This window comes from Pseudaquabacterium pictum (assembly GCF_005403045.1).
Classification (GTDB): domain Bacteria; phylum Pseudomonadota; class Gammaproteobacteria; order Burkholderiales; family Burkholderiaceae_C; genus Pseudaquabacterium; species Pseudaquabacterium pictum.
Map to the genome: position 1 here is coordinate 61691 of NZ_BJCL01000013.1, position 26759 is coordinate 88449.

General features: G+C 70.8%; 21 protein-coding genes and 1 tRNA gene. 5 read left to right on the forward strand and 17 right to left on the reverse strand.

Going from position 1 to position 26759, the window contains the following annotated elements:
• Positions 1–945: an SDR family NAD(P)-dependent oxidoreductase gene (locus FFT10_RS20765; RefSeq protein WP_137734788.1), complete on the reverse strand. Its 945-nt coding sequence runs from the start codon at positions 943–945 to the stop codon at positions 1–3.
• Positions 946–1076: 131 nt separating this feature from the next.
• Here FFT10_RS20765 and FFT10_RS20770 point away from each other — a divergent pair, with 131 nt between their 5' ends.
• From FFT10_RS20770 to FFT10_RS20790, 5 genes are all read left to right on the forward strand, one after another.
• Positions 1077–3128, forward strand: coding sequence for a S9 family peptidase (locus FFT10_RS20770; RefSeq protein ID WP_137734852.1), 2052 nt, complete (start codon positions 1077–1079; stop codon positions 3126–3128).
• A 122-nt stretch (positions 3129–3250) separates the two neighbouring features.
• Entirely contained in the window at positions 3251–4423 is a 1173-nt protein-coding gene (locus FFT10_RS20775) for a vWA domain-containing protein (RefSeq protein WP_137734789.1), read from the forward strand.
• Complete coding sequence (locus FFT10_RS20780) at positions 4420–6369, forward strand: autotransporter assembly complex protein TamA (RefSeq protein ID WP_137734790.1); 1950 nt, start codon at positions 4420–4422, stop codon at positions 6367–6369. The genes FFT10_RS20775 and FFT10_RS20780 overlap by 4 nt, the downstream gene beginning before the upstream one ends.
• A 95-nt stretch (positions 6370–6464) precedes the next feature.
• Positions 6465–10595 (forward strand): translocation/assembly module TamB domain-containing protein, encoded by a 4131-nt coding sequence (locus FFT10_RS20785; protein WP_137734791.1) that lies wholly within the window; start codon positions 6465–6467, stop codon positions 10593–10595.
• Between the two features lie 43 nt (positions 10596–10638).
• Positions 10639–10713 (forward strand) — tRNA-Arg (locus FFT10_RS20790).
• 19 nt (positions 10714–10732) lie between these two features.
• On the opposite strand, the gene FFT10_RS20795 is transcribed toward FFT10_RS20790, so the two are convergent.
• The 16 genes from FFT10_RS20795 to FFT10_RS20870 all read right to left on the reverse strand — a co-directional run bounded on the left by FFT10_RS20795 (position 10733) and on the right by FFT10_RS20870 (position 26599).
• Positions 10733–11533 (reverse strand): N-acyl amino acid synthase FeeM domain-containing protein, encoded by an 801-nt coding sequence (locus FFT10_RS20795; protein ID WP_137734792.1) that lies wholly within the window; start codon positions 11531–11533, stop codon positions 10733–10735.
• Positions 11534–11798: 265 nt separating this feature from the next.
• Positions 11799–13511, reverse strand: a complete 1713-nt coding sequence (locus FFT10_RS20800) for an ATP-dependent DNA ligase (RefSeq protein ID WP_137734793.1) — start codon at positions 13509–13511, stop codon at positions 11799–11801.
• Positions 13511–14581, reverse strand: a complete 1071-nt coding sequence (locus FFT10_RS20805; RefSeq protein ID WP_137734794.1) for a ligase-associated DNA damage response exonuclease — start codon at positions 14579–14581, stop codon at positions 13511–13513. Before FFT10_RS20805 ends, FFT10_RS20800 begins: the two co-directional genes overlap by 1 nt.
• 107 nt (positions 14582–14688) lie before the next feature.
• A complete protein-coding gene (locus FFT10_RS20810) occupies positions 14689–15249 on the reverse strand; it encodes a hypothetical protein (protein ID WP_137734795.1) in 561 nt (186 codons plus the stop codon).
• A 207-nt stretch (positions 15250–15456) separates the two neighbouring features.
• On the reverse strand, positions 15457–16716 hold the full coding sequence (gene clsB, locus FFT10_RS20815) for a cardiolipin synthase ClsB (protein WP_137734796.1): 1260 nt from the start codon (positions 16714–16716) through the stop codon (positions 15457–15459).
• Positions 16716–17546, reverse strand: coding sequence for an endonuclease/exonuclease/phosphatase family protein (locus tag FFT10_RS20820; protein WP_373282557.1), 831 nt, complete (start codon positions 17544–17546; stop codon positions 16716–16718). Before FFT10_RS20820 ends, clsB begins: the two co-directional genes overlap by 1 nt.
• An 8-nt stretch (positions 17547–17554) precedes the next feature.
• Positions 17555–18055 carry a dihydroneopterin triphosphate diphosphatase gene (gene nudB, locus FFT10_RS20825; RefSeq protein ID WP_137734798.1) on the reverse strand — a complete coding sequence of 167 codons (501 nt, stop codon included), beginning with the start codon at positions 18053–18055 and terminating at the stop codon, positions 17555–17557.
• The gene (locus FFT10_RS20830; protein ID WP_137734799.1) at positions 18052–19161 is read right to left on the reverse strand and encodes a 3-deoxy-7-phosphoheptulonate synthase; all 1110 of its coding nucleotides are present in this window, start codon (positions 19159–19161) and stop codon (positions 18052–18054) included. Before FFT10_RS20830 ends, nudB begins: the two co-directional genes overlap by 4 nt.
• A gap of 13 nt (positions 19162–19174) precedes the next feature.
• Positions 19175–19567 carry a type II toxin-antitoxin system death-on-curing family toxin gene (locus FFT10_RS20835; RefSeq protein WP_137734800.1) on the reverse strand — a complete coding sequence of 131 codons (393 nt, stop codon included), beginning with the start codon at positions 19565–19567 and terminating at the stop codon, positions 19175–19177.
• The gene (locus tag FFT10_RS20840; protein ID WP_137734801.1) at positions 19564–19788 is read right to left on the reverse strand and encodes an AbrB/MazE/SpoVT family DNA-binding domain-containing protein; all 225 of its coding nucleotides are present in this window, start codon (positions 19786–19788) and stop codon (positions 19564–19566) included. The genes FFT10_RS20835 and FFT10_RS20840 overlap by 4 nt, the downstream gene beginning before the upstream one ends.
• 59 nt (positions 19789–19847) lie before the next feature.
• A complete protein-coding gene (gene aspS / locus FFT10_RS20845; RefSeq protein WP_137734802.1) occupies positions 19848–21638 on the reverse strand; it encodes an aspartate--tRNA ligase in 1791 nt (596 codons plus the stop codon).
• 146 nt (positions 21639–21784) lie between these two features.
• The gene (locus FFT10_RS20850) at positions 21785–22444 is read right to left on the reverse strand and encodes a DUF502 domain-containing protein (RefSeq protein ID WP_137734803.1); all 660 of its coding nucleotides are present in this window, start codon (positions 22442–22444) and stop codon (positions 21785–21787) included.
• A gap of 24 nt (positions 22445–22468) precedes the next feature.
• Complete coding sequence (locus tag FFT10_RS20855; RefSeq protein WP_137734804.1) at positions 22469–22783, reverse strand: FmdB family zinc ribbon protein; 315 nt, start codon at positions 22781–22783, stop codon at positions 22469–22471.
• Positions 22784–22875: 92 nt separating this feature from the next.
• Positions 22876–24375, reverse strand: a complete 1500-nt coding sequence (locus FFT10_RS20860; RefSeq protein ID WP_137734805.1) for a high affinity choline transporter 1 — start codon at positions 24373–24375, stop codon at positions 22876–22878.
• 104 nt (positions 24376–24479) lie between these two features.
• On the reverse strand, positions 24480–26033 hold the full coding sequence (gene ubiB, locus FFT10_RS20865; RefSeq protein WP_137734806.1) for a ubiquinone biosynthesis regulatory protein kinase UbiB: 1554 nt from the start codon (positions 26031–26033) through the stop codon (positions 24480–24482).
• A gap of 35 nt (positions 26034–26068) precedes the next feature.
• A complete protein-coding gene (locus FFT10_RS20870; RefSeq protein ID WP_137734807.1) occupies positions 26069–26599 on the reverse strand; it encodes a hypothetical protein in 531 nt (176 codons plus the stop codon).
• Between the last annotated feature and the right edge of the window lie 160 nt (positions 26600–26759).

Consider the following 26759-nt stretch of genomic DNA (forward strand, 5'->3'; position numbering starts at 1 on the left):
TCAGCCCCGGGGGGTGTTGGCGTCGCGCCAGGCGGCGGCAAAGGCGGGTTCGTAGGCGGCTTCGGGGTCGGCGCGCACCATGGCGTCGAGCCGCTGCGCATCGTCGCCCACCAGCACCCGCCAGCGGTCGGTGCGCACGGCATCCAGAATGGTGGTGGCGGCCTGGTCCGCCGTGGTGGGCGCCTTGTCGCGGAAATCGATCGCCCGCTGGTGCATCAGCTGGCGGATGGCGTCATCGGGCAGATCGGCCACCGGCGCACCGGCCTTGACCATGCGGGCACGCATCACCGCCACCTGCTCAGGCGTGAGCTGCCGTGCGTCGTAGGTGTTCAGCGCGATCGACGTGCCCACATGCCCCGGCATCACCAGCACGCAGCCCACATGCGGCGCGTTCACCCGCAGGTCGGTGAGCAGCGCCTCGGTGAAGCCCTTCACCGCGAACTTGGCCGCGCTGTAGGCGGTGTGCGGCACGTCCGGCCCCAGGCTGGCCCAGAAACCGTTGACGCTGCTGACGTTGACGATGCAGCCCACTGGGCTGGCCACCAGCAGCGGGAGGAAAGCGCGGGCGCAGAAGTAGACGCCGAACCAGTCGACGTTGAAGGTTCGCTCCCAGTCGGCGCGCCCGCCGGTGACGAAGCTGCCGCCACCCGCCGTGCCGGCGTTGTTGAACAGCAGGTGGATGTGGTCGGCGGCATGCTCGGCGCGCACTGCATCGCGGAAGGCCAGCACGGCCTGTTCGTCGCTGACATCGGCCACGCAGGTGCTCACCCGCGTGCCGGCAGGCGCGGCGGCCAGGCACAGGCTGCGCGTTTCGGCCATCGCGGCGGCCGATACATCGCACAGGGCCAGGTGCACACCCTGGGCGCTGAGCTGCAGCGCCAGCGCCCGGCCGATGCCGGTGCCACCGCCGGTCAACACCGCCAACTGTCCGGCTTCGATCTGCATGCGCACTCCTGTGGATGGGTGCACCAGCGTAGGCGCAGCCCGCGGGCTGCCGCTGTTGCCGCGGTGACAGGCCCGCCCCGCCCTCCCCCACAATGAACGCCCATCCACCACTGCCGCTGCAGCCCGCCACCATGCCCAAGCGCCGCCCGATCACCGTTGAAGACCTCTGGGCCATGGAACGCCTGGGGACGCCCAGCCTGTCGCCCGATGGGGCGCAGGCAGTCCTGCCGGTCACCCACTACAGCATGGACGACAACAAGGCCAGTTCCGCGCTGTGGCTGCTGTCCACGCTGGGCGGCCAGCCGCGCCAGCTGACCCAGTGTGGCGACAAGGACGGCGCGCCGCAGTTCAGCCCGCGCGGGGACTGCGTGGGCTTCACCGCCCGACGCGAGCAGCAGGGCCACAAGGACGAGACGCCGCAGTTCTACCTGATCCCGGCCGACGGCGGCGAAGCCCGGCGCGTCGGCGAAGTGGCCACTGGCGTGGAGGCCTTCCGCTGGTGCCCGGACGGCGAACACATCGTCTTCATCTCCTGGGTGTGGCCCGAACTGAAGGGCGCCAAGGCCCAGGCCAAGGCGCTGAAGGACTTCAAGGCCCGCAAGACCACCGGCATCGCCACCAGCGAGGGCCTGTACCGCTACTGGGACCACTTCGTGCCCGAGGGCCGGGTGCCGCATCTGCACCGCATGGACATCCACACCGGCAAGGTGCAGGACCTGTTCGAGGGCACGGCCTACAGCCTGGACTGGTGCGACCCCGACGCCAACAGCTTCGACATCTCGCCCGACGGCAAGCGCATCGTCTTCGCCTTCGACCCCAACCCCGAGAAGCGCACCGACGGCCGCTTTGCCCTGGCCGAGATGGACATCAAGCGCCGCCGGGTGGAAGTGGTGGCGCAGGACGTGGGCTGGGACTTCGGCGCACCGCGGTACAGCCCCGATGGCGAGCGCATCGCGTTCCTGGCCAGCCACCAGGCGCTGCGCCACACCATGCCGCGCCAGCTGGCGGTGGTGGTGCCGGGCCAGCCGGTGGAGGTGGTCAGCGCCGAGTGGGACCATGAAGTGGCCGCACCGCTGCTGTGGGAAGACGACGGCACGGCCGTGCTGCTGCAGGCCGAGCAGGAAGGGCAGCGCCACCTCTGGCGCTTCGACCTGGCCGACCGCAGGGCCGAGGTGCTGGTGCGCGGCGGCACGGTGCAAGGCTTCGACAAGGCTGCCGGTACGGTGGTGACGGTGGCCGATGCCGCCGACCATCCGGCGCAATGCCACGCCCTGCTGCCCGGCGCCGCGCCGCGCCGCATCGAGCGCTTCAACGACGGCGTGATGGCGCGGCTGCAGCTGGGCAACCATGAGGCCATCCGTATCACCGGTGCCCAGGGCGACCCGGTGCAGGTGTGGCTGTTCTACCCGCCCGGCTTCGACGAGAAGAAGACCTACCCGCTGTTGCAGGTGATCCACGGCGGCCCGCACACCGTGGTGGGCGACAACTGGCACTACCGGTGGAACAACCCGCTGTTCGCCGCCGGCAGCGGCAAGAAGGGGGACGCTGGCCATGTGGTGGCGGTGGTCAACTACCACGGCTCGTCCAGCTTCGGCCATGGCTTCCTGGACAGCATCACCGGCCGCTGGGGCCAGCTGGAGCTGCAGGATGTGGAGGCCGCCACCACCGAACTGCTCAAGCGCCCCTACATCGACCCCGCCCGCGTTTACGCCACCGGCGGCAGCTACGGCGGCTACATGGTGGCCTGGATGAACGGCCATGTGCCGGCCGGCCGTTATGCCGCCTATGTCTGCCATGCCGGCTGCTTCGACTGGACGGCAATGTTCGCCGACGACGCCTGGGCCTGGCATGCCAAGGAACTGGGCGGCTGGTACTGGGACGACATGGCCCGGGTGCATGCCCAGAGCCCGCATGCCTTTGCCGCCACCATGCACACGCCCACGCTGGTGATCCACGGCGCGCTGGACTACCGCGTGCCCGACGCCCAGGGCCTGGCCTACTACAACACCCTGAAGGCCCGCGGCGTGCCGTCGCGCCTGCTGTGGTACCCCGACGAGAACCACTGGATCCTGAAGCCCCAGAACAGCCGCCTCTGGTACGACGAGTTCTTCAGCTGGCTGCGGGCCCATCCGGCGCCGGCCGCCGGCAAGCCGGCCAAGCCGGAGAAGGCGCGCAAGGCCTGACCGGTGTACCGCCGCCGCCCGGCGTCACCAGCCGGACGCCGGCCTGCGGCCGAAGTGGGTATGCTTCGCCGTCGTCCTGGCCTCCTGTCGACGGCCGCCGACCACCCCCGGGAAAGCCCACCATGCTGATCGATTTCTTCTACACCCTGCGCGCGGCCAAGCTGCCGGTCTCGGTCAAGGAATTCCTCACCCTGCTGGAGGCGGTGAAGGCGGGCGTGATCGACCAGTCGGTCGACGAGTTCTACTTTCTGGCCCGCACCACCCTGGTCAAGGACGAGGCCCACTTCGACAAGTTCGACCGGGCCTTCGGCGCCTACTTCAAGGGCGTGGAGATGCTGGCCGACTTCACCAAGGAAGTGCCGCTGGAGTGGCTGCGCAAGAACCTGGAGCTCGAACTCAGCGCCGAGGAAAAGGCCAAGATCGAGAAGATGGGCTGGGACGAGCTGATGGAGACGCTGAAGAAGCGCTTCGAGGAGCAGAAGGAACGGCACGAAGGTGGCAACAAGTGGATCGGCACCGGCGGCACCAGCCCCTTCGGCGCCTATGGCCAGAACCCCCAGGGCATCCGCATCGGCCAGGAGAAGGGCCGCAACAAGAGCGCGGTGAAGGTCTGGGACCAGCGCGCCTACAAGGACTACGACGACAACCTGGAGCTGGGCACCCGCAACATCAAGGTGGCCCTGCGCCGGCTGCGCCGCTTCGCCCGCGAAGGTGCGGCCGAAGAGCTGGACCTGGACGACACCATCCATTCCACCGCCGCCAATGCCGGCCTGCTGGACATCAAGCTGGTGCCCGAGCGCCACAACAAGGTGAAGGTGCTGCTGCTGATGGACGTGGGCGGCACGATGGACGAGCACATCCACCGGGTGGAAGAGCTGTTCTCGGCCACCAAGACCGAGTTCAAGCACCTCGAGTTCTACTACTTCCACAACTGCGTCTATGACTTCATGTGGAAGAACAACAAGCGCCGCTTCAGCGAGAAGACAGCCACCTGGGACATCATCCGCAAGTACAACAAGGACTACAAGCTCATCTTCATCGGCGACGCGACGATGAGCCCGTACGAGATCCTGCAGCCCGGCGGCAGCGTGGAATACAACAACGAGGAGCCGGGCGCCGAATGGATCCAGCGCCTGACCAATGCCTTCCCCAAGTACGCCTGGATCAACCCCGAGCCGCAGGGCGTGTGGCAGTACCGCCAGAGCATCAGCGTGATGCAGCAACTCGTCAACCAGCGCATGTTCCCGCTCACACTGGCGGGGCTGGAAGGGGCGATGCGACTGCTGTCGAAGTGAGCGGCCCGCGCCCCGGGCGCGGCGCCCTGGCCGCCCGGCGGCTGCGCTGGTTGCCACGCGGCGCGCTGCTGCTGGCTGCGGCCCTGTCGACGGGTTGCGCGTCGATTCAAGGGTTGCTGCCAGGCGCTGCCACATCGGCCGCCTCAGGCGACACCGCGCCGGCGCGTCCGCCCAGCCGCCCGGAATTCACCCTGGTGGTCGAGGCGCCGACGGCACTGCGCGACCTGCTGCTGCGCCACCTCGATCTGGCCCGCCTGCAGCAGTTGCCCGACGACGAGCGCCTGGGCAATGCCGAGTTCAACCGCCTGGTGGCCGCCGTGCCGGCCCAGGCCCGGGAGCTGCTGCAGACCGAGGGCTACTTCGACGCCCAGGTGACGGTGCTGCGCGAGGACGAGCGCGTGCCCGACGGCCGCCGCACCGCCGTGCCCGGAACGGTACGGGTGCAGGTGCAGCCCGGCGCGCCCACCCGGGTGACGGCACTGGATCTGCAGCCCGAGGGCGACCTGCAGCGCCGCATCGCCGCCGGCGAGGCCGATGCGCTGGCGCTGCAGCAGGCGCTGCCGGCAGGCGGCGTGCTGGGCCTGGGCCAGGTGTTCCGCAACGCCGATTGGACGGCCACCAAGCAGCAGCTTGTCAACCGCCTGCGCAGCGCCGGCTATGCGGCGGCCAGCCTGCAGCGCAGCGATGCCAGCATCGACCCCGACGCCCGCAGCGCCCGGCTCAACGTGGTGCTCGACAGCGGGCCGCTGTTCCTGGCCGGGCCGGTGCAGGTCAGCGGCCTGCAGCACCATGACGCCGACATGGTGCAGGCGCTGGCCGGCTTCAGCCCCGGCGCGCCGCTGACCGAGGCCCGGCTGCTGGAATTCCAGGACCGGCTGCAGAAGACCAAGCTGTTCAACAGCGTCACCGTCGCGGTCGAACCCGACCCGGCCAGCGCCGCTGCCGCGCCGGTGCGGGTGCGGGTGGTGGAAGCGCTGCTGCAGCAGGCCACGGTGGGCGTGGGCATCAGCGCCAACACCGGCCCGCGGGTGACGGTGGAACACACCCACCGCCGCGTCTTCGGCTTCCCGGTGGTGGCCGACAACAAGCTGGAATGGGGCCGCGACAGCCAGAGCTGGAGCGGCGACTTCAGCACCCATCCGGGCGCAGGCTTCTACCGCAACCTGCTGGGCGTGCAGATCGAGCGGGTGAAGAGCGAGACCGATGTGGTGCTGTCGCAGCGCCTGCGCCTGGGCCGCACCCAGGACACGCCGCGCATCGAGCGGCTGTACTTCCTGGAGCTGCTGCGCTCGCGCCAGGCCGATCTGCCCGGCACCACCGGCGGCGTGCGCAGCGGCGGCGTGCCCACCACCGCCACCGCGCTCAGCGCCAACCTGCACTGGGTCTGGCGCGACTTGGACAGCGCCATCCTGCCCACCCGCGGCCTCAGCCTGGCGCTGCAGACCGGCGCCGGCCAAGCCACCCAGCACGGCGGGCCCGATGGCCCCTTCGCCCGGCTGTACGGCCGCCTGACCGGCTACCTGCCGCTGGGCGAGCGCTGGTACGGAACCGCCCGCGTCGAGCTGGGCCACATCGCCCACCGCAGCGGCGTGCAGGTGCCCGATGCGCTGGGCTTCCGCGCCGGCGGCGACGACTCGGTGCGCGGCTACGCCTACCGCTCGCTGGCGCCCACCGATGCCGGCGGCGGCACCATCAGCGGCCAGCGCCTGCTCACCGCCAGCGTGGAAGTGGCGCGGCCGATCGTGCCGTCGATCCCGTCGGTGTGGGGCGCGCTGTTCATCGATGCCGGCCGCGCGGTGACCGACTGGCGCGACTACAGCCCCGCCTGGGGCTATGGCGCCGGCATCCGCTGGCGCAGCCCGATCGGCCCGCTGCGGGTGGATCTGGCCTGGGCGGATGAGCTGAAGAAGCTGCGCTTGCACTTCTCCGTAGGCATTGCATTTTGAGCACGCTGCCGCCTAATCCACCGCCCGTGGCGCCGGACGCGCCGACGCCGAACCCTGGCCGGACGGCGCGCGCTGGGTCGGCGCTGGGCCGATTGGTGATCGGGCTGCTGGTCGTGGCGCTGCTGCTGGTGGCTGGCGTGGCCGGCAGCGCCTGGTGGGCCTGGCGCCACCCGGCTGCCCTGCCCTGGCTGCTGGCCCATGTGCCCGGCCTGCAGGCCAGCGGCGTGCGCGGCTCGCTGGCCGCCGGCACGCTGCAGATCGACCAGCTCGACTGGCAGTTGCCGGCCCAGGCCGGCCGGCTGCGGCTGTGGCAACTGCAGATCGACGGCCAGGGCCTGGTGCTGTGGCCGCGGCCGGGCACGCTGGCCCTGCTGCGCCTGGACCGGCTGCACGCCACACGGGCCCAGTACGACAGCCCGCCGCCCAGCGGCCAGCCGCTGCAGCCGCCGGCCCAGCTGCGCCTGCCGATCGACCTGGCCCTGCAGCAGCTGCGCATCGACGCCCTGCAGATCGACGCCCTGCCCCCGGTGCGCCAGCTGCAGGCCGGCCTGCAACTGGGCGCCGACGGTGGCCGCCTGCACCGGGTCGACGGCCTGCAGCTGGTGCTGGAAACCGGCACCTCCGCAGCACCCGCGCCAGTGGCGCTGTCGGGCCGGCTGCAGATCGGCACCGCCGCACCGCTGGCGCTGCAGGCCGACCTGCAGGCCCGCCGCGATGGCGCGCCGGCCTGGCAGGCCACGCTGACCGCCCGTGGCCCGCTGGCCCAGCTCGAGACCACGCTGCAGCTGCGCGGCGAGGCCACCGCCGGCGCCGCCGCGCCCACGCTGCAGGCCCAGGCCACGGTGCTGCCGTTTGCGCCTTGGCCACTGGGCGCCCTGCAACTGCAGACCGAGGCACTGGACCTGGCCGCGCTGTCGCCCCGCCTGCCGCAGACCCGCCTGGCCGGCCGCGCCGAGGTGCAGACCCGCGGCCGCGACCAGCCGGCCGCCCTGCGCGCCACGCTGGACAACCGCCTGCCCGGCGCCTGGGATGCCGGCCGCCTGCCGCTGCAGCAGATGCAGCTGCAGGCCAGCGGCCGACCCGACCAGACCGACCGGCTGACGCTGGACCGCTTCCAGCTGCTGCTGGGCGACGCTGCCGGCCCAGCCGGCCGCATCAGCGGCCAGGGCCAATGGCAGGACGATGCGCTGCGCCTGCAGCTGCAGATCGACCAGCTGCTGCCAGCCCGGCTGCACCGCAGCGCCGCGCCGCTGCGCCTGGGCGGGCCGCTGCTGGTGCAGGTGCGCGGCCTGCCCACCGCTGCCGGCCCGGGGAGCCAGCCCACGGTGGCGCTGGACGGCACCCTCACCGGCCAGTGGGCCGACAACGCCGGCCTGCCGGTGCAGCTGCGCCTGGTGGGCGAGGCCAGCGCCAGCCACCTGCTGCTGACCCAGGCCGAGGCCCGCGCCGGCGGCGCGCTCGCCAAGCTCAGCGGCCAGGCCCGGGCCGAGGCCGGCGGCTGGCGGCTGCAGGCCCAGGCCACGCTGACCGACTTCGATCCCCGGCCGTGGTGGCGTGGCCCCGAAGGCTCGGCCTGGCAGCGCGGCCCGCACCGCCTGCAGGGCGAGGCCAGCGCCAACCTGTTGTGGCGGCCGGCGCTGGCCCAGCGCGCCGGCGACCTGGCCATCGACCGCCTGCTGGCCGCGCTGGACGGCGATGCCAAGCTGCACCTGGCCGACAGCCAGCTGGCCGGCGTGCCGCTGGCGGCCGACCTGGCGTTGCAGAGCCAGGGCCCCAGCGCCCAGGTGCAGGGCGTGCTGGTGCTGGGCGGCAACCGGGCCACGCTGGACGGCCAGGGCGGCGCCGAGGCCGCCGCCGACCGCTGGCGCGCCAGCCTGCAGGCGCCCACGCTGGCCACGCTGGCCCCGCTGCGCGCGCTGCTGGCCGAGCTGGCACCGGGCAGCGCCGCCGCCATCGACCAGGCCTGGCCCACCGCCGGCAACCTGCAGGCCACGCTGCAGACCCAGGGCCGCTGGCCGGCATTGCAGAGCCAGGGCACACTGCAGGCCAGCCAGCTCGGCAGCGCCGCGTTGCAGCTGCAGCAGGCCAGCCTGTCGTGGCGCCAGGGCGACCGCAGTGATGCCCCGCTGCAGGCCAGCCTGCAAGCCCAGGGCCTGCGCAGCGGTGGCCAGCAGCTGGACACCCTCGCACTGACGCTCAGCGGCACGCTGGCCGAGCACCGCATCCAGCTCAGCGCCGACAGCCCGCTGCGCCCGCCGGCCTGGACCGAGAACCTGCTGGGCCCGGCCGGCACCGGCACCCAGCTGACCGGCGAGGCCCGCGGCCAGTGGCTGCCTGGCAGCGGCGTGGCCGGCGGCCGCTACCGGCTGCAGGGGCTGACGCTTCAAGGCGGCGCCCGAGGGGCTGCCGCCGGCAAGCCCTGGCTGGCGGCGAAGGATCTGGCGGGCGAACTGCAGCTCGACGCCGCCGGCGGCCTGCAGGCGCTGCAGCTGGCACCGGGCCGGGTGCAACTGCCCGGCACTGCGCTGAACTGGCGCACCCTGGGCTGGACGGCCGGCGGCAGCCTGGTGGTGGCTGCCGAGCTCGAGACCATCGACGTGGCCAGCCTGCTGAGCCGGCTGCAGCCCGACATGGGCTGGCGCGGCGACCTGACGCTGGGCGGCCGCATCGACATCACCAGCAGCGCCCAGGCGCTGGACGCCGACATCGTGCTGGCCCGCGGCCAGGGCGACCTGAGCGTGGTCGACGACCTCGGCCAGGCCCAGCCGCTGGGGCTGACCGAGCTGCGACTGGCGCTCAGCGCCCACGGCGGACGCTGGCAGTTCGCCCAGGGCCTGGTGGGCGCGCGCATCGGCTCGCTGGTGGGTGCGCAGGTGCTGAGCAACCCGCCCGGCCAGCGCTGGCCGCAGCCGGGTGCGGCGCTGCAAGGCCTGCTGGAGGCCCGCGTGGCCAACCTGGGCGTGTGGGGCACCTGGGTGCCGCCGGGCTGGCGGCTCAGCGGCGCGCTGGACACCGTGGCCCAGTTCGACGGCACGCTGGGCGCGCCGCGCATCACCGGCAGCATGCGCGGCAGCGGCCTGGGCCTGCGCAACGTGCTGGACGGCGTGAACCTCACCGACGGCCAGCTGGCGCTGCAGCTCACCGGCGACCAGGCGCGCATCGAGCGCTTCAGCCTGCAGGGCGGCGACGGCCGGCTCGACATCACCGGCGGTGCCGACCTGGGCGCGCAGCCCAAGCTCAACCTGCAGATGGCAGCGGAGCGCTTCCGTCTGCTCGGCCGCATCGACCGCCGCATCGTGGCCAGCGGCCGGGCCAGCGTCAGCCTCAGCGACCGGCGCCTGCAGGTCGACGGCGGCTTCACCGTCGACGAGGGCCTGATCGACATCGGCCGTGGCGACGCTCCCACGCTGGACAGCGATGTGCGGGTTGAGCGCAGCGCCAGCGCGGTGGCTGCGGCCGCCAGCGCAGCCCCGGTGCCGGTGGCCGGGCCGCGTGCCGGTGCCAGCCCGCCACCCCAGCCGGTGCAGGTGCAGATGCAGGTGAAGATCAACCTCGGCCAGAAGCTGCAGCTGCGTGGCCAGGGCGTGGACACCCGGCTGGCCGGCGATGTGGTGCTCAGCAGCCCGGGCGGCAGGCTGGCGGTCAACGGCACGGTCAGCACGGTGGACGGGCGCTATGCCGCCTACGGCCAGCGGCTGGAGATCACCCGCGGCCGCTTCTACTTCACCGGCGAGCCAGGCAACCCGCGGCTGGACGTGCTGGCCATCCGGCCGAACCTGGATGTGCAGGTGGGCGTGCTGATCGACGGCCAGGCCCACAGCCCGCGCATCCGCCTCTACAGCGACCCCGAGCTGGCCGACTACGACAAGCTGTCCTGGCTGGTGCTGGGCCGCAGCCCCGACGGCCTGGGCAGCGCCGACACCGCACTGCTGCAGCGGGCCGCCTTCGCCCTGCTGTCGGGCAGCGGCGTGGGTCCCACCGACAAGCTGATGGAGGCCATCGGCCTGACCGACTTCTCGTTCCGCCAGACCGATGGCGACACCCGCGACACCATCATCAGCCTGGGCAAGCAGCTCTCACGCCGCTGGTACGTGGGCTACGAGCGCGGCGTGCATGCCACAACCGGCACCTGGCAACTGATCTACCGGGTGGCGCAGCGCTTCACGCTGCGGGCGCAATCGGGCAGCGACAACGCCATCGACCTGATCTGGACCTGGCGCTGGTGAGCCCGGCCACGGCCGGCCCGCATGCGAGAATCCACGCGGGCCAGCCGCCGTAGTTCAATGGATAGAACGAGCGCCTCCTAAGCGCTAGATACAGGTTCGATTCCTGTCGGAGGCACCACCGGCGCCCCGCGCCGGCCTCAGATGCCGATCAGGTCGGTGGTGCCGAAATCGGTCGGCAGCGCCTCGCTGGGATGGCCGGTGTCGGTGAGGCGGCGGTCCTGCATGCGCTGCTTGGCCTGCATGCGACTGATGACCGCCGCTTCCTCGCGCAGCGACAACGCAAACGGGTAGAGCGAGCGCTCCCGCGCCGCACTTTCAGGCCGGCCGCCGAACTCGCCGATCTGCGCCATGATGTAGGCGAACTCGGCGCCCAGCAGCACCGCCGGCGCATTGACCGACTTGTTGATGCGCTCGCCGGCCAGGATCTGGCAGCCCAGCATGCGCTCGTAGTAGCGCACATGCCGCGGGTTCACTTCCATGATCAGCATGTCGTGGCCACGGATGCGGTGGGCCACGATGTAGGCCACATGGAACAGCGTGGCCAGGACCCGCTTGGTGCCCACGGCCGGGTCGATGGCCAGCTTGGTGAACTCGGCGATGCGGCGACCCTGGGCACGCAGCTGGTCGACCTCCGTCGCGAAGGCGCCGTCGGCACCGAGCTTGCCCGGATTGTCGAAGGCCACGGTGATGGTGCCGATCACCACGTCGTTCTCGACCGCGGTCAGGGTGAAGCGGCTGACGGTGGGATCGGTGGGCAGGCTCACCTGCTGGTAGCCGCGCCAGCCGTAGCGGTCCTTCAGCAGGCTGTTGACGCGGTTGCGCCGCTCCATCGAATCCGCAGTCTTGATCTTGAACCGCCGCGGACCGTTGGGGCCATCGGGCAGCAGGTCGATCCGGGGGTCTTCCACCAGCATGTGGCCGCGGGGGCCGCGCCACATGACCGATGCAGCAAAGATCGTGGACTTCAAAGGATCACCGGTGATTGTGGACGGCAGGCTGCTGAAGCGCACTGGGATGGTTCCGATCATAGCGATGGCGGGATGACATTCAGATATCGGCACAGAGGCCGGACCTGGGTTTCTGATGGCCGGATACCCTGATTGGACGCCTTGCGGACCGCCCAACCCCCTGAATCAGGGGGGTAGTTTGACCGTCAATCCGCTGGATGCACACAACTTCTTTGCATGCGTGTGTGATTTACGTTCAACCTGCCACAACTGGCACCAGGGCTTCCAGCGTCTGCAGGCTGTCGGCCTGCCACAGCGGCTTGTCGTGCCGGATGCGCAGCATGCGCGGAAAGCGCAGCGCGATGCCGCTCTTGTGCCGCGGGCTGCGGGCGATGCCCTCAAACGCCAACTCGAAGACCAGGCCAGGCTTCAGGCTGCGCACCGGGCCGAACTTCTCCAGCGTGCTGGCACGGATCACCGCGTCCACCTGCTTGAACTCGGCATCGCTCAGGCCCGAGTAGGCCTTGGTGAAGGTGAGCAACTGCAGCGCACCGGGCTGCGCCGGCAGGCGCGCGGCGATGGCCTGCACCACCGCATCGGCTTCGGCCGCGTCGGCCGGCGGGCGGCTCCAGACGGCAAAGGTGTAGTCGGTGTACAGCCCGGCGCGGCGGCCGTGGCCGGCCTGGGCGTAGACCAGCACCGCGTCCACCGTGTGCGGCGCGATCTTCCACTTCCACCACAGGCCGTCGGCCTTGGTGCGGCCGCTGCCGTAGGCCGACTGCCGGTGCTTGAGCATCAGGCCTTCGACGCCGCGGTCGCGGCTCTGCTGGCGCAGAGTTGCCAGGGTGGTCCAGTCGTCCGCCTGCACCTCCGGCGACAGCGCCAGCGGCTGGCCATCCAGCAACGCCTGCAGCGCGCTGCGCCGCTGCTGCAGGGGCTGCGGCCGGCAATCCTGCCCGGCCAGTTCCAGCAGGTCGTAGGCGATGAAGCGCACCGGCACGGCGGCCAGCAGCTTGCGCGGCAGAGTCTTGCGCTGGATGCGCTGCTGCAGGGCCTGGAACGGTGCCGGCCGGTCGTCGGCGCCCCAGGCCAGCAGTTCGCCGTCCAGCACCGTGCCGTCGGGCAGGCCATCGGCCTGGGCCACCACCTCGGGGAAGCGCTCGGTGATCAGCTCCTCCCCGCGCGACCAGATCCACAACCGGCCGCCGCGGCGCACCAGCTGGGCGCGGATGCCGTCGTACTTCCACTCGGCCTGCCAGTCGGCCACCGGGCCCAGTCGCGCGGCCAGCTGGGCGGGCGGTGCGTCGTCCAGCGCATGGGCGAGGAAGAACGGATAGGGCTGGCCGTCGTCCTGCGCATCGGCACCGCCGTCGGCCCCGGCCGGCGCCAGCAGCGCCGCCAGGCGGGCCGCGGTGGGCGGCTGGCGGCCGTCGGTCCAGCCCATCATGCGCTGGGCGACCAGCTTGGCATCCAGCCCGGCATGGCGGGCCAGGGCGCGTTGCACCAGCAGCTTGCTGACGCCGACGCGGAAGCCGCCGCCGATCAGCTTGACCAGCAGGAAGCGCTGCTCAGCCGGCAGTTCATCCCACCAGGCGCGCAGGGCGGCGGTCTGCACCTCGGGTGGCTGGCCGCGCAGCGGCAGCAGGCGCTGCGTCAGCCAGTCGGCCAGGCCCAGGTCGCTGGTCTGCCGGGGCGGCGGCAGGATCTGGGCGATGGTCTCGGCCAGATCGCCAACCGCCTGGTAGCTGGCCTCGAACAGCCAGTCGGGGATGCCGGCCAGCGCCGTGGCCTCGGCGCGCAGCAGCGCGGTGGGCACAGTCTGACGCGGCTTGCCGCCGGCCAGGAAGTACACGCCCCAGGCGGCATCGGCCGGCGGCGCCTCGGCCAGGTATTGCACCAGGGCGGCCACCTTGGCCTCGGTGCTGGTGCTGGCGTCCAGCGCGGCGTACAGGGCAGCGAAGCGGCGCATCAGGCGGGGTCGGCCACCGGGGGGGCATCAGCCGGGGCGGCAGGCGCCGGCAGCTCACCGCCCTCGCCGCCGAACTCGGTGCGGAACGACGCGGCGTCCAGCCCCTGCTCGCGCAGCCAGCGCACCATCACCGCCTCCTGGCCGTGGGTGACGATCACCCGCTCGGCGCCGGTGGCAGCGATGGCGCGCTGCAGGCCGGGCCAGTCGGCATGGTCGCTGAGCACGAAGCCACGGTCCACGCCCTGGCGTCGGCGGGCGCCGCGCAGCTGCATCCAGCCGCTGGCGAAGCCGTCGCTGAAGTCACCGAGCTTGCGCGCCCAGGCGCTGGCATGCACCGCCGGCGGCGCCACCACCAGCGCGCCGCGCAGCGCCTGGGCGCGCGCCGGGCCATCGGGCAGCTCGGTGAGCAGCTGTGTCGGCGGCAGCGCGACGCCGACGGCCCGGTAGGCCGCGTTGAGCGGCTGCACCGCGCCATGCACCACGATCGGTCCGATGCCGGCATCCACACCGGCCAGCAGCCGCTGCGCCTTGCCGAAGCTGTAGGCCATCAGCAGGCTGGGCCGGCCGGCGGCGGCATTGCCGCGCCACCAGGCGTCGATGTCGGCAAACACGTCGGCCTGCGGCCGCCAGCGGTAGATGGGCAGGCCGAAGGTGGATTCGGTGATGAAGCAGTGGCAGCGCACCGGCTCGAAGGGCGGGCAGGTGGGGTTGCGCTCATCATGGGCGCTGAGAAAGTAGTCGCCCGAGGCCACCCACACTTGGCCCCCGTGTTCCACCCGCACCTGGGCCGAGCCCAGCACATGGCCGGCCGGGTGCAGGCTGATGCGCACGCCCTGGTGCAGCACCGGCTCGCCGTAGGCCAGGCCCTGCAGGTTCAGGCCCGCACCCAGGCGGCTGCGCAGCACGCCCTCGCTGACCGCGGTGGCCAGCACATGGGCGTGGCCGGCACGGGCATGGTCGGCATGGGCGTGGGTCAGCACCGCCCGGTGCACCGGGCGCCAGGGGTCGATGTAGAAATCGCCGGCAGCGCAGTACAGGCCGGCCGGGCGCAGGGTGATCAGGTCGTCCACGGGCGGCCGATGCTACCCGCGGGCCGCCCTGCCCTCACCCGCCCGCGGGATTCACCCGGATGGGATGCCGGCAGCAACCCGGCCGGCGCGCCGAAGCGGCGCGTGGCTCACTTCTTGACGTAGGTGTAGACGATGACGCCGTTGACCACGGTGCTGGACTGCTGCACGTAGGTGGTCGAGCCGATGCGGGTGGTGGCGCCCAGGTTGCGGGCCTGCAGGAAGTTGCCGTTGGCGTCGTAGACCACCTGCTTGTTCACGGCCGCGGCGTAGTACGGCGATCCGCTGGCACTGCCCACGCCATGGGTCTTGTAGGCGTTGGCCCAGCCCTGCACGGTATAGAGGTTCTTGTATGGATCGAACGGCGCCGGCGCCGGCTTGGTAGGCGTGACGACCGGCTTGGTTGGCGTGGGCGCGGGCTTGGGTGGTGTGGGCGCGGGCTTGGCGGGCGTGACGACCGGCTTGGTTGGCGTGACAACCGGCTTGGCGGGAGCCTGTGCTGGTGCCGGCGTGATCAGCCGCACGTTGGTGCACTTGGGACCGAAGGCGGCGGTGGAACTGGCCGAGACCACCTGGCCCTGGCAGGTGGCCTGGTAGGTGGCAGCCTGGCCGGCCAGTGGCAGCAGCGCCAGGCTGGCGGCGGTGAACAGGAACGGAACGGATGTGCGCATGGATCTTCCTCGGGACATGGTTGGGCGGCCAAGCGGCCTGGCGCTCAGGCTGCGCCGTTCCACTCCCCGGCGCAGCTGCACTATTTTGCTGTTTGTTTCATTTTTATCGTTAATTGATTGAGGCAGGCACCAACAAGGACGTGACAAGCATCACGACCGCCAGGCCCGCCCCGGCAACCTGCGCTGCCGGTGCGCAGGCCGCCGCCACTAGTAGCGGCCGTTCAAGCCTGCCAGCCGCAGGAACCAGTGCGCTGCCCAGGCCACGAAGCCGCGCCGCAGCGCGGCCAGCCAACCGGCACCGACCGGCGGGCGCAGCACCTCGCGCGCCTCGCCGAACGCGGCCTCCACCTGCTGCGCCAGCCCGGCGGCGAAGGCACCGTCGCGCACGATCAGGTTGGCCTCCAGGTTGAGCAGCAGCGACAGCGGGTCGATGTTGCTGCTGCCCACCGTGGCCCAGTCGTCGTCGATCACCGCCACCTTGGCATGCAGGAAGGCGGGCATGTACTCGAACACCCGCACGCCGCTGGCCAGCATCTCGTCGTACAGCACCTGGGCAGCCAGCGCGGCCATGCGGTAGTCGGCCTTGCCCTGCAGCAGCAGGCGCACCTGCACGCCGCGCCGCGCCGCCTGCCGCAGGGCGCGGCGGAACAGCCGCCCGGGGTAGAAGTACGGGCAGACCAGCACCAGCCGTTGCTGCGCCTGGCCGATGGCCTCGATGTAGGCCTGCTCGATGGCGCGGCGCTGGCGCAGGTTGTCGCGCACCAGGAAGGCCGCGCGCACTGGCGCCAGCGAGGCCGCCGCCACCGGCGCAGCCTGCTGGCGCATCTTCAGCCGCGCCATGATGCGCCGCACCCGGGCCACCGGTTCGGCGCTGCGGGCCAGTTGCAGCGCCTCGTCCTTCCAGTCGGCACCCAGCCGCGCCCGGGTGTGCATGGCGCGGGCGGTCTGCGCCATCTGCGCCACCACCGGGCCCTGCACCGCGACGGCAAAGTCCAGCCGCGGGCGGTCAGACCAGCCGTGGTTCATGTCGTGCCGGTCGTCGATCAGGTTGATACCGCCGACGAAGCCGTGCGTGCCGTCGACCACGCACAGCTTCTGGTGCAGCCGGCGCAACTGGCCGGGGTGCAGCAGCCGCCACCAGCGGTCCAGCGGCCGGAAGACGACCAGCTGCACACCGGCATCGCCCAGCCAGTGGCGCAGCATGGGCAATGCAGCCTTGCTGCCGAAGCCGTCGACCACCACGCCCACCTGCACGCCCCGCCGTGCCGCATCGGCCAGCGCCTGCGCCACCGATTCGGCGGCTGCATCGTCATGGAAGATGTAGGTGGCCAGCCACACCCGGTGCCGCGCGCTGGCGATGGCCGCACACATCGCGGGAAACAGTTCGGCACCGCCAGCCAGCAATTGCACCTGGTTGCCACCGGTGAGCTGGGCCGGGACGGACGGCCCGGAGCGCAGCGCAGCCATCAATCCAGCCGCAGCTCCACCAGCAGCGGCAGGTGGTCGGACATGCGCGCCCAGCCGCTGTTGCGCGGCACAGTGGTGGACACGCAGGCCAGGCCGCGGGTGTAGACGCGGTCGAGCGCAAAGATGGGCACGGCCGACGGGAAGGTGCGCTGGGCCCGCTCGGCGCCCACGCGGGCGCGGCGCAGGCCGATGGCCTGCATCGGACCATCGAGCTTCTCGCCCCAATCGTTGAAATCGCCGGCCACCAGCAGCGGCGCGCCGGGCGGCACCTCCTGCGCGATGAAGGCGGCCAGCCGCTCCACCTGCCGCACCCGGCTGGCGTGGATCAGGCCCAGGTGGGCGACCACCGCATGCACTTCCACGCCCTGCCACCACACCGGCACATGCAGCAGGCCGCGCTGCTCGAAGCGGTGGTCGCTGACATCGTGGTGGCCGATGTCGCCGATCGGCCAGCGCGACAGCAGCGCATTGCCGTGCTCACCGTGGCGGGTGGTGGCATTGGTGCGGTAGGCCACGCTGTAGCCCTCGGGCGCCAGGTAATCGGCCTGGCCCTCGTCGGGCCAGCCCAGGTGGGTGCGGACGAAGCGGTTGGCCTCGCGCTTCTCGAACAGCCGCACCTCCTGCAGGCACACCAGGTCGGCATCCAGCGCCTCGATGCCCAGGCCGAGGTTGTGGATCTCCAGCCGCTTGCGCGGGCCGACGCCACGCACGCCCTTGTGGATGTTGTAGGTGGCCACGCGCAGCACATCGCTGGTGTGCTGCGTGGGCGGCCCGCCCAGACTCAGGCCCTGGGCGGCGAGGCGGGAGTGTGTGAAGTGCGGGCCGCGCATGGCCGCCATCATGCCGTGGCCGCCGACCCAGCCCCTGCCTCGCCGCCCAGGCGCGGTAGGTGCAGCACCGCCTCGGCGTTGCTGGGCGAGAAGCAGCGGTCGGCCGCGGCCTGCCAGGGCAACCAGACGAACTGCAGGTGCTCGCGCGGCGCCAGGATGACCGGCGTGCCGGTCGGCACGGTGAGGCCGAACACATGCTCGGTGTTGTGCGTCACGCCCGGCGCATAGCGGTGGCGCCAGACCGGATAGATCTCGTAGACGTTGCGCAGGCCCCAGTCGCGCAGTGCCGACAGCGGCACGGCCGGGCTGCCGACGACGATGCCGGTCTCCTCGGCCACCTCGCGGATGGCGGTCTCCAGCGTGGGCTCGTCCAGGCTGTCCTTGCTGCCGGTCACGCTCTGCCAGAAGCCCGGCTTGTCGGCGCGCTCGATCAGCAGCACCTGCAGGTCGGGCGTGTGGATCACCACCAGCACGCTCTCGGGGATCTTGGGCGGCTTGACGGTGGTCATGCGCGGCCCCGCCGCGCCCGCACGGCATCGGCCAGCTGGTGCAGCAGCGGCGCAGTGTCGTCCCAGCCGATGCAGGCGTCGGTGATCGACACGCCGGGCTGCAGCGGCACGCCGGCCTTCAGGTCCTGCCGGCCGGCATGCAGGTGGCTTTCGACCATCACGCCGATGATGCGGCGCTCGCCGGCGGCCAGCTGCGCAGCCACCTCGGCAGCGACCGCGATCTGCCGCTGGTGCTGCTTGGACGAGTTGGCATGCGAGCAGTCGACCATCACCTGTTCACGCAGGCCGGCCTTGCGCAGCACCGCGCAGGCGGCCTCGACATGGGCCGCGTCGTAGTTGGGTGTCTTGCCGCCGCGCAGGATCACATGGCCGTCGGCATTGCCGCGGGTCTCGAAGATGGCGGCCACGCCCATCTTGGTCATGCCCATGAAGCTGTGCGGCGCGGCGGCCGAGACCAGCGCGTCGGCGGCAATCTGCACGCCGCCGTCGGTGCCGTTCTTGAAGCCCACCGGGCAGCTCAGGCCCGAGGCCAGCTGGCGGTGGCTTTGGCTCTCGGTGGTGCGGGCACCGATGGCTCCCCAGGCGATCAGGTCGCTGACGTACTGCGGGCTCAGCAGGTCGAGGAACTCGGTGCCCGCTGGCAGGCCCAGGGCGTTGATCTCCAGCAGCAGCGCGCGGGCCAGGCGCAGACCCTCGTTGATGCGGAAGCTGCCGTCCAGCCGCGGGTCGTTGATGTAGCCCTTCCAGCCCACGGTGGTGCGCGGCTTCTCGAAGTAGACCCGCATCACCACCACAAGCTCGCCGGCCAGCGCATCGGCCACGGGCTTCAGCAACCGGGCGTAGTGCATGGCCTGGGCATGGTCGTGGATGCTGCAGGGGCCGACCACCGCCACCAGGCGGTCGTCTTCGCCACGCAGCACCCGGCCGATGGCCTGGCGGGTGGTCTCCACCGTGTGCTCGATGCCCGGCGTGACCGGCAGGTCTTCGAGCATCACGGCCGGCGAGACCAGGGCCCGCACCGCGGCGATGCGGGTGTCGTCGATGCGGGTGGTGTCCAGCGTGGGCTGGGTCGGATCGGCGCGGAGGGTGTCGGCAGTGGCAGTCATGGGCGTTGGTCGGTCAGCGGGGCGCCACGCGGTCGCGCAGCCAGGCGGCAAACGTGGTCTCGTCGATCTCACCAGCCGCCAGGCCGAACATGGCGACCGTGGCCTCGGCCTGTGACGCCGTGAGCCGGTGTCCGTTCAGGCCCAGGAACAGGCCAACGGACAGGAAAGCAGCCCGCTTGTTGCCATCGACAAACGGATGGTTCTGCGCCAGGCCGGATGCGTAGCTGGCGGCCAGCGAAGCCAGATCAGGCGTGCCGTACGCCGCAAGGTTCACCGGCCGGGCCAGTGCGGAATCGAGCAGGCCTTCGTCACGCAGGCCCGACGGCCCGCCGTGCATGGCCAGGCTCTCGTCGTGCAGCAGGATCAACAGCCGGCGGTCGATCCAGCGCCAGGTGCCGGCGGTCACTTGGCCAGCGCACGGAAGGTATCGCGGTACTCACGCATGAAATCGCGGCCCAGTTCAAGCTGCTGCTCGAAGCCGGGATCCAGCGGTGTCAGCGCGACGCCGTCTGGCGTCTCGGTGACGTAGACGGTGTCGCCCTTCTCCAGCTTCAACCGCGCCAGCACCTCCTTGGGCAGGATGACGCCGACCGAATTGCCGATCTGGGTGAGCTTGAGAGCGTGCATGGTGGGCTCCAGGAAGTTATAACCAATGTTATACCGTCCGGCGCCCGCCGTGTCGCGGATCAGGCCGCGGCGCCAGCGTTCCTCAGGCGGATGTGCAGCTCGCGCAGCTGCTTCTCGTCCACGTTGCTCGGCGCCCCGGTCAGCAGGCACTGGGCACGCTGGGTCTTGGGGAAGGCGATCACGTCGCGGATCGACTCGGCCTTGGTCATCAGCGTGGCGATGCGGTCCAGGCCGAAGGCCAGGCCGCCGTGCGGCGGGGCGCCGTACTGCAGCGCATCGAGCAGGAAGCCGAACTTGATCTTCTGCTCTTCCGGTGTGATGTTCAGTGCCTCGAACACACGGGCCTGCACGTCGGCGCGGTGGATCCGCACCGAGCCGCCGCCGATTTCCCAGCCGTTGAGCACCATGTCATAGGCCTTGGCGATGCAGGCGCCGGGATCCGTCTTCATCAGCTCGTCATGGCCGTCCTTGGGCGCGGTGAACGGGTGGTGCACCGCGTTCCAGCGCTTGCTGTCGTCGTCGTACTCGAACATCGGGAAGTCGACCACCCACAGCGGCGCCCAGACGTCGTTGAACAGCCCGTGCTCGCGGCCGAACTCGCTGTGGCCGATCTTGACCCGCAGCGCGCCCAGGGCGTCGTTCACCACCTTGGCCTTGTCGGCGCCGAAGAAGATCAGGTCGCCGTTGCGGCAGCCCGTGCGGGCGATGATCTCGGCGATGGCCGCGTCATGCAGGTTCTTCACCACCGGGCTCTGCAGGCCGTCACGGCCCTTGCCGGCGTCGTTCACCTTGATCCAGGCCAGGCCCTTGGCACCGTAGATCTTGACGAACTCGGTGTAGGCGTCGATCTCGCCACGGCTCATTTCGGCGCCGCCCGGCACGCGCAGCGCCGCCACGCGGCCACCCGCGGTGGTGGCGGGGCCGGAGAACACCTTGAAGTCGACCGTCTTCATCACGTCGGTCAGCTCGGTGAACTCCAGCTTCACCCGCAGGTCGGGCTTGTCGGAGCCGTACTTGTGCATGGCCTCGGCATAGGTCATCTCGGCATACACCGGCAGTTCCACGCCCATGGTCTTGCGGAACACGGTGCGGATCATGGCCTCGGTGATGGCGCGGATCTCGGCCTCGCCCAGGAACGAGGTCTCGATGTCGATCTGGGTGAATTCAGGCTGGCGGTCGGCGCGCAGGTCCTCGTCGCGGAAGCACTTGGTGATCTGGTAGTAGCGGTCGAAGCCGGCCACCATCAGCAGCTGCTTGAACAGCTGCGGGCTTTGCGGCAGCGCGAAGAACTGGCCATCGTGCACGCGGCTGGGCACCAGGTAGTCACGCGCGCCCTCCGGCGTGCTCTTGGTCAGCATCGGCGTCTCGATGTCGATGAAGCCCTGCTCGTCGAGGAACTTGCGCACCTCGATGGCCACGCGGTAGCGCAGCATCAGGTTCTTCTGCATCTGCGGGCGGCGCAGGTCCAACACGCGGTGGGTCAGGCGCACCGTCTCGCTCAGGTTGTCGTCGTCGAGCTGGAAGGCCGGCGTGACGCTGGGGTTCAGCACTTCCACCGCATGCGCCAGCACCTCGATCTTGCCGCTGACCAGGTTGGCGTTCTCGGTGCCGGCCGGGCGGGCACGCACCAGGCCCACCACCTTCAGGCAGAACTCGTTGCGCACGCCTTCGGCAGCCTTGAACATCTCGGGACGGTCGGGGTCGCAGACGATCTGCACCAGGCCTTCGCGGTCGCGCAGGTCGATGAAGATCACGCCGCCGTGGTCACGACGGCGGTGGGCCCAACCCATCAGGGTGACGGTCTGGCCCATCAGGGCTTCGCTGACCAGGCCGCAGTAGGTGGTTCTCATGGTGTGCTCCGGTGTGGGGGCCACGGGACGCGGCGCCGGGTTCAGGGCGGCGCGGCCGGGCGGAAGTGTCGGGATGGAGGTGGGCGGGTTCGGGGCCGTGGGCTGCCCTCAGGACCAGACGCTGTCGCCGTGGGCGTCCGGCCCCGTCAATTTCGGGGGGCGGCAGCGGCTGGCAGCGGCCGCGGCGGGGCAGGCGGCGGTGGCGCCACCACACCCATCGAGATGATGTACTTCAGCGCCTCGTCCACGCTCATGCGCAACGGGCGGACATTGGCGCGCGGCATCATCAGGAAGAAGCCGCTGGTCGGGTTGGGCGTGGTCGGCACATACAGGCTGACGTGGTCGCCATCCAGATTGGCCGCCACCTCGCCGCCGGGCTTGCCGGTGACAAAGGCGATGGTCCAGCTGCCGGGGTGGGGATACTGCACCAGCACGGCCTCGCGGAAGGCATTGCCGCTGCTGGAGAACAGCGTGTCCGAGACCTGCTTGACCGAACTGTAGATGCTCTTGACGATGGGGATGCGGCTGAGCAGCCGGTCCCATTGCTTCACCCACCACTGGCCGAAGATGTTGGTGACGAAGACGCCGGTGGCCAGCAGCAGCAGGGCCATCACCACCACACCCAGGAAGGGCACGCGGCGCAGGGCCTCGATCGATGCGTCGGCGCCCTGGGGGAGCACATGCTGGCCGATGGTCAGCAGCCAGGCGAACACGCCGTCCATCAAGCCCAGCAGCCACAGCAGCACCCAGATGGTGATGGCCAGGGGCAGCCACACCAGCAGGCCGGCGATGATGTACTTTCTCACGCTGTGGCTCATCCAGGGCTGCCGTCAGTGGCAGGCGCAGGAGCCACCGCAGGCCGCCGGCGGGGATGCCGAGGCCGCGGCATCGGGCTTGCTGTCGGTCTTGGTGTCCGCCTTGGCCTCACCGGCGGCCGCTGCAGCGGCAGGCGCCGCCGTGCCGCCACCCTTGAAGTCGGTGGCGTACCAGCCCGAGCCCTTGAGCTGGAAACCGGCGGCCGTGACCTGCTTGGAGAAGGCCTCGGCCCCGCAGGCCGGGCAGGTGCTCAGCACCGGATCGGACAGTTTCTGCAACACGTCCTTCGCATGGCCGCAGGCGGAGCAGCGATAGGCGTAGATCGGCATGGGAATACCCTTGACGCAAAGCCTGCGATTATAGGTGGCGCGGACGAATCGGCGCCTGCAGCCACCAGCGCAGGCGGGCGCCTGCCCGCGGCTCAGTGCCGGTGCGTACCGCCCTGCCGCCCGCCGGCATGGTGCGGCGCGGGCTGGGCATGGCGGATCGCCGCCTCGATGGACATGCCGCGGTGCGGCACCAGGCTGGGCGCCAGCGATCCCAGCAGCATGCCCAGCGCGGATGCCGCCAGACCCAACAGGTTGGCCGGCACCATCGATTCCGGCGCCAGCGCGGTGGCGCCCAGCCAGGTGCCGATGCCCAGGATGATCGACAACAGGGCGCCCTGGGTGTTGGCGCGGCGCCAGTAGGCGCCGGCCACCAGCGGCACGAAGGCACCGGCCAGCGTCACGTTGTAGGCGTTCTGCACCATCTCGTACATCGTGCTCCGGCTGTTCAGCGCGAACAGCAGCGCCCCCAGGGTGAAGGTCACTAGCACCAGGCGCAGTGTCAGCAGGAACTGCCGGTCCGGCATGTGCGGCACGAACGGGCGCAGCACGTTCTCTGTGAAGATGGCCGTGGGCGCCAGCAGCGCGCCACTGGCGGTGGACAGGATGGCCGACAGCAGTGCGCCGAAGAACAGCACCTGTGCCCACAGCGGCATCTGGGCCAGCACCAGATCGGGCAGGATGCGCTGGATCACGCGGGCATCTTCATCGCTGAACAGCTGGGCCAGCTCCGGAAACGCCACCAGGGCCGCGTAGGCGATGAAGATGGGCACCAGCGCGAAGCAGAAGTAGATCAGCGCACCGATGATGGTGCCGCGCACGGCGGTCTTCTCGTCCTTGGCGCTGGTCATGCGCTGGAACACATCCTGCTGCGGCACCGATCCGAAGGCAAAGGCGAAGAAGGCGCCTGCCATGGCCCACCAGCCCGGCGCGTCCTCGGGCAGGAAGTTGAACTTGCCGTCGGCTGCCGCCTGGGCGATGACCTTGGCCGGGCCGCCAGCCATGTCACCCACCAGCACGGCCACCAGGCTCAGGCCGACCAGGATCACCACGGTCTGCAGCAGGTCGGTGAAGGCCACCGACCACATGCCACCGAACAGGGTGTAGACCATGACCACCGCGCCGCCGACCAGGATGGCGTGGTTGAGGGCCAGCGCGCCGCCGGACAGCACATGGATCACCAGACCCAGGGCGGTCGGCTGGGCAGAGGTCCAGCCCAGGTAGCTCAGCGTGATGGCCACGCTGGTCAGCACCTCCACGGCCTTGCCGTAGCGCTGCTTGTAGAAGTCGCCGATGGTCAGCAGGTTCATGCGGTAGAACAGCCGCGCAAACAGCAGCGCCGCGAGCACCAGGCAGACGGTGGCGCCGAAGGGGTCGCCAGGGATGCCGGACAGGCCGTCCTTGGCGAAGGTGGCCGACACCGACAACACCGTCTCGGCACCGAACCAGGTGGCAAACACCGTGGCCACGTTCATGTACAGCGGCAGACTGCGCCCCGCCACCAGGTAGTCCTTCGCGTTGTGCACCCGCCGGGCAGCCAGCAGGCCGATGCCGATGGTCACGAGCAGATAGACGCCAACGAAGGTGATCAGCAAGGCAAGGCTCCGCGGTGAGGTGGCAAAAGTGAAAAGACGGGGTCCATCCGGGCGGGCGGCATTATGGGGCTGCGCTCAGCCGTGCACGGCGGGGCAGGACCGCGTCAGCGCGGCCAGTGCAACCAGATCTGCATGACCAGCACACCGGCCACGAAGCCCACCGCGCCGTACAGCAAGGCCTGCAGCAGCCGGTTGGTGCGGCGCTGCTCGGACAGCAAGGCCACCACCGCCGGGTCGCTGTCGCGCCGGTGCAACAGTGCCTGGTGCACCAGGCGCGGCAGCTCGGGCAGCAGCTGGGCGTAGCGCGGCGCCTCGTTCTTCAGGCGCTCGACGAGGCCCTGCCAGCCCACCTGCCGGTGCATCCAGGTCTCGAGGAAAGGCTTGGCGGTGGCCCAGAGGTCGAGGTCGGGGTCGAGCTGGCGGCCCAGGCCTTCGATGTTGAGCAGGGTCTTCTGCAGCAGCACCAGCTGCGGCTGGATCTCGACATTGAAGCGGCGGCTGGTCTGGAACAGCCGCATCAGCACCTGGCCCAGCGAGATGTCCTTCAGCGGCCGGTCGAAGTGCGGCTCGCACACCGCCCGGATGGCGCTTTCCAAGGCGTCCACCCGGGTGCCCGGCGGCACCCAGCCGCTTTCCAGGTGCAGCTCGGCCACGCGCTTGTAGTCGCGGCGGAAGAACGCCAGGAAATTCTGCGCCAGGTATTCCTTGTCGTTGTCGGTCAGCGTGCCGACGATGCCGAAATCCAGCGCGATGTAGCGGCCGAAGCTGCGCTGCGCCAGGCTCACCTGGATGTTGCCGGGGTGCATGTCGGCATGGAAGAAGCCGTCGCGGAAGACCTGGGTGAAAAAGATGGTGACGCCATCGCGTGCCAGCTTGGGGATGTCGACACCGGCCTCGCGCAGCCGCTCGAGCTGGTTGATCGGCACGCCATGCATGCGCTCCATCACCAGCACCGTGGGGGTGCAGTAGTCCCACACCATCTCGGGCACCAGCACCAGATCCAGCCCCTGCATGTTGCGGCGCAGCTGGGCGGCATTGGCGGCTTCGCGCACCAGGTCCAGCTCGTCGTGCAGGTAGCCGTCGAACTCGGCCACCACCTCGCGCGGCTTCAGCCGCTTGCCGTCGGCCCAGGCCCATTCCACCACCCGCGCCAGGGTGTGCAGCAGCGCCATGTCATGCTCGATGACATCCAGCATGCCGGGGCGCAGCACCTTCACCGCCACCTCGCGGCCACTCTTGAGGATGCCGAAGTGCACCTGCGCAATCGACGCGCTGGCCACCGGCGTGGTGTCGAACTGCTCGAAGACCTCGTCGATGCGCTTGCCGAAGGCCTTCTCGATCAGCGCCACCGCCTGGCTGCTGGGAAACGGCGGCACCCGGTCCTGCAGCAGGGCCAGCTCGTCGGCCACGTCCAGCGGCAGCAGGTCGCGCCGGGTGCTGAGCACCTGGCCGAACTTGACGAAGATCGGCCCCAGCTTCTCCAGCGCCATGCGCAGCCGCGCACCACGCGGGGCATCAAGCCGGGCACGGCGGCCCACCGTGGCCACCCGCACCAGCGCCCGCACCCAGCCCTGGCGGAAGCGCGACAGCGCCACCTCGTCCAGACCGAAGCGCAGCACCGTCAGGCCGATGAAGATCAGCCGGAAGAATTGACCCATACCCCGACCCCGGCCCGTGCGACTGCCAGCGGGGTTCAGCGGTTGCGCATGCGGTTGGCGGCCAGATCGGCGCCTTGCCGGGCACTGTGCATGGCCTTGCGCAGCGCCTGCGCCAGGCTGGTGCCCAGGCGGTGCAGCTCATGGGCCACGGTGGGGCCGAACAGACGCTGCAGGTCGTCGGCCACGTCCCAGCGCAGATTCTTCAGCAGCCAGTCCACATCGGCGGCCAGGTTGGCATCGCCCTCGATGACCACTGGCGGCATCTGGCCGGTCAGGGCCTGCAGCGCCAGCGCTGCCGGGTTGGCGGCGTCCAGCCGCACCTGCAGGTCGGCATCGACCGGCTCGCGGCACCATTCCACCAGGCCGGCCGGCGTGATGCGGAAGGCCAGCACCGGCGGCGCGGGCAGCAGGCGCGGCAATTGCATCAGGTCCAGGCGCAGCACACGCCCCTGGTGCGGCAGCATGCGGGCCACCGCCTGCGGCTCGGCCGCCATCACGTGGTTGACCACCAGCACCAGGCGGTCCATCAGGGCGGGTGCCAGCAGGGCGTTGAGGTTCTGCAACATCGCCTGGATTGTAGGCAGTCGGCCACGTTCGATCGGGTCGGCGCCCAGAGCTGACATGAATATCAACGAGAATCCGCAGGTTTTGAACACTCCTCGGCGACCTGGTGAGGTCGGGCGCCTTCGAGTTCGACAGCCCCTGTGGTACAGGACAACGGCCCGT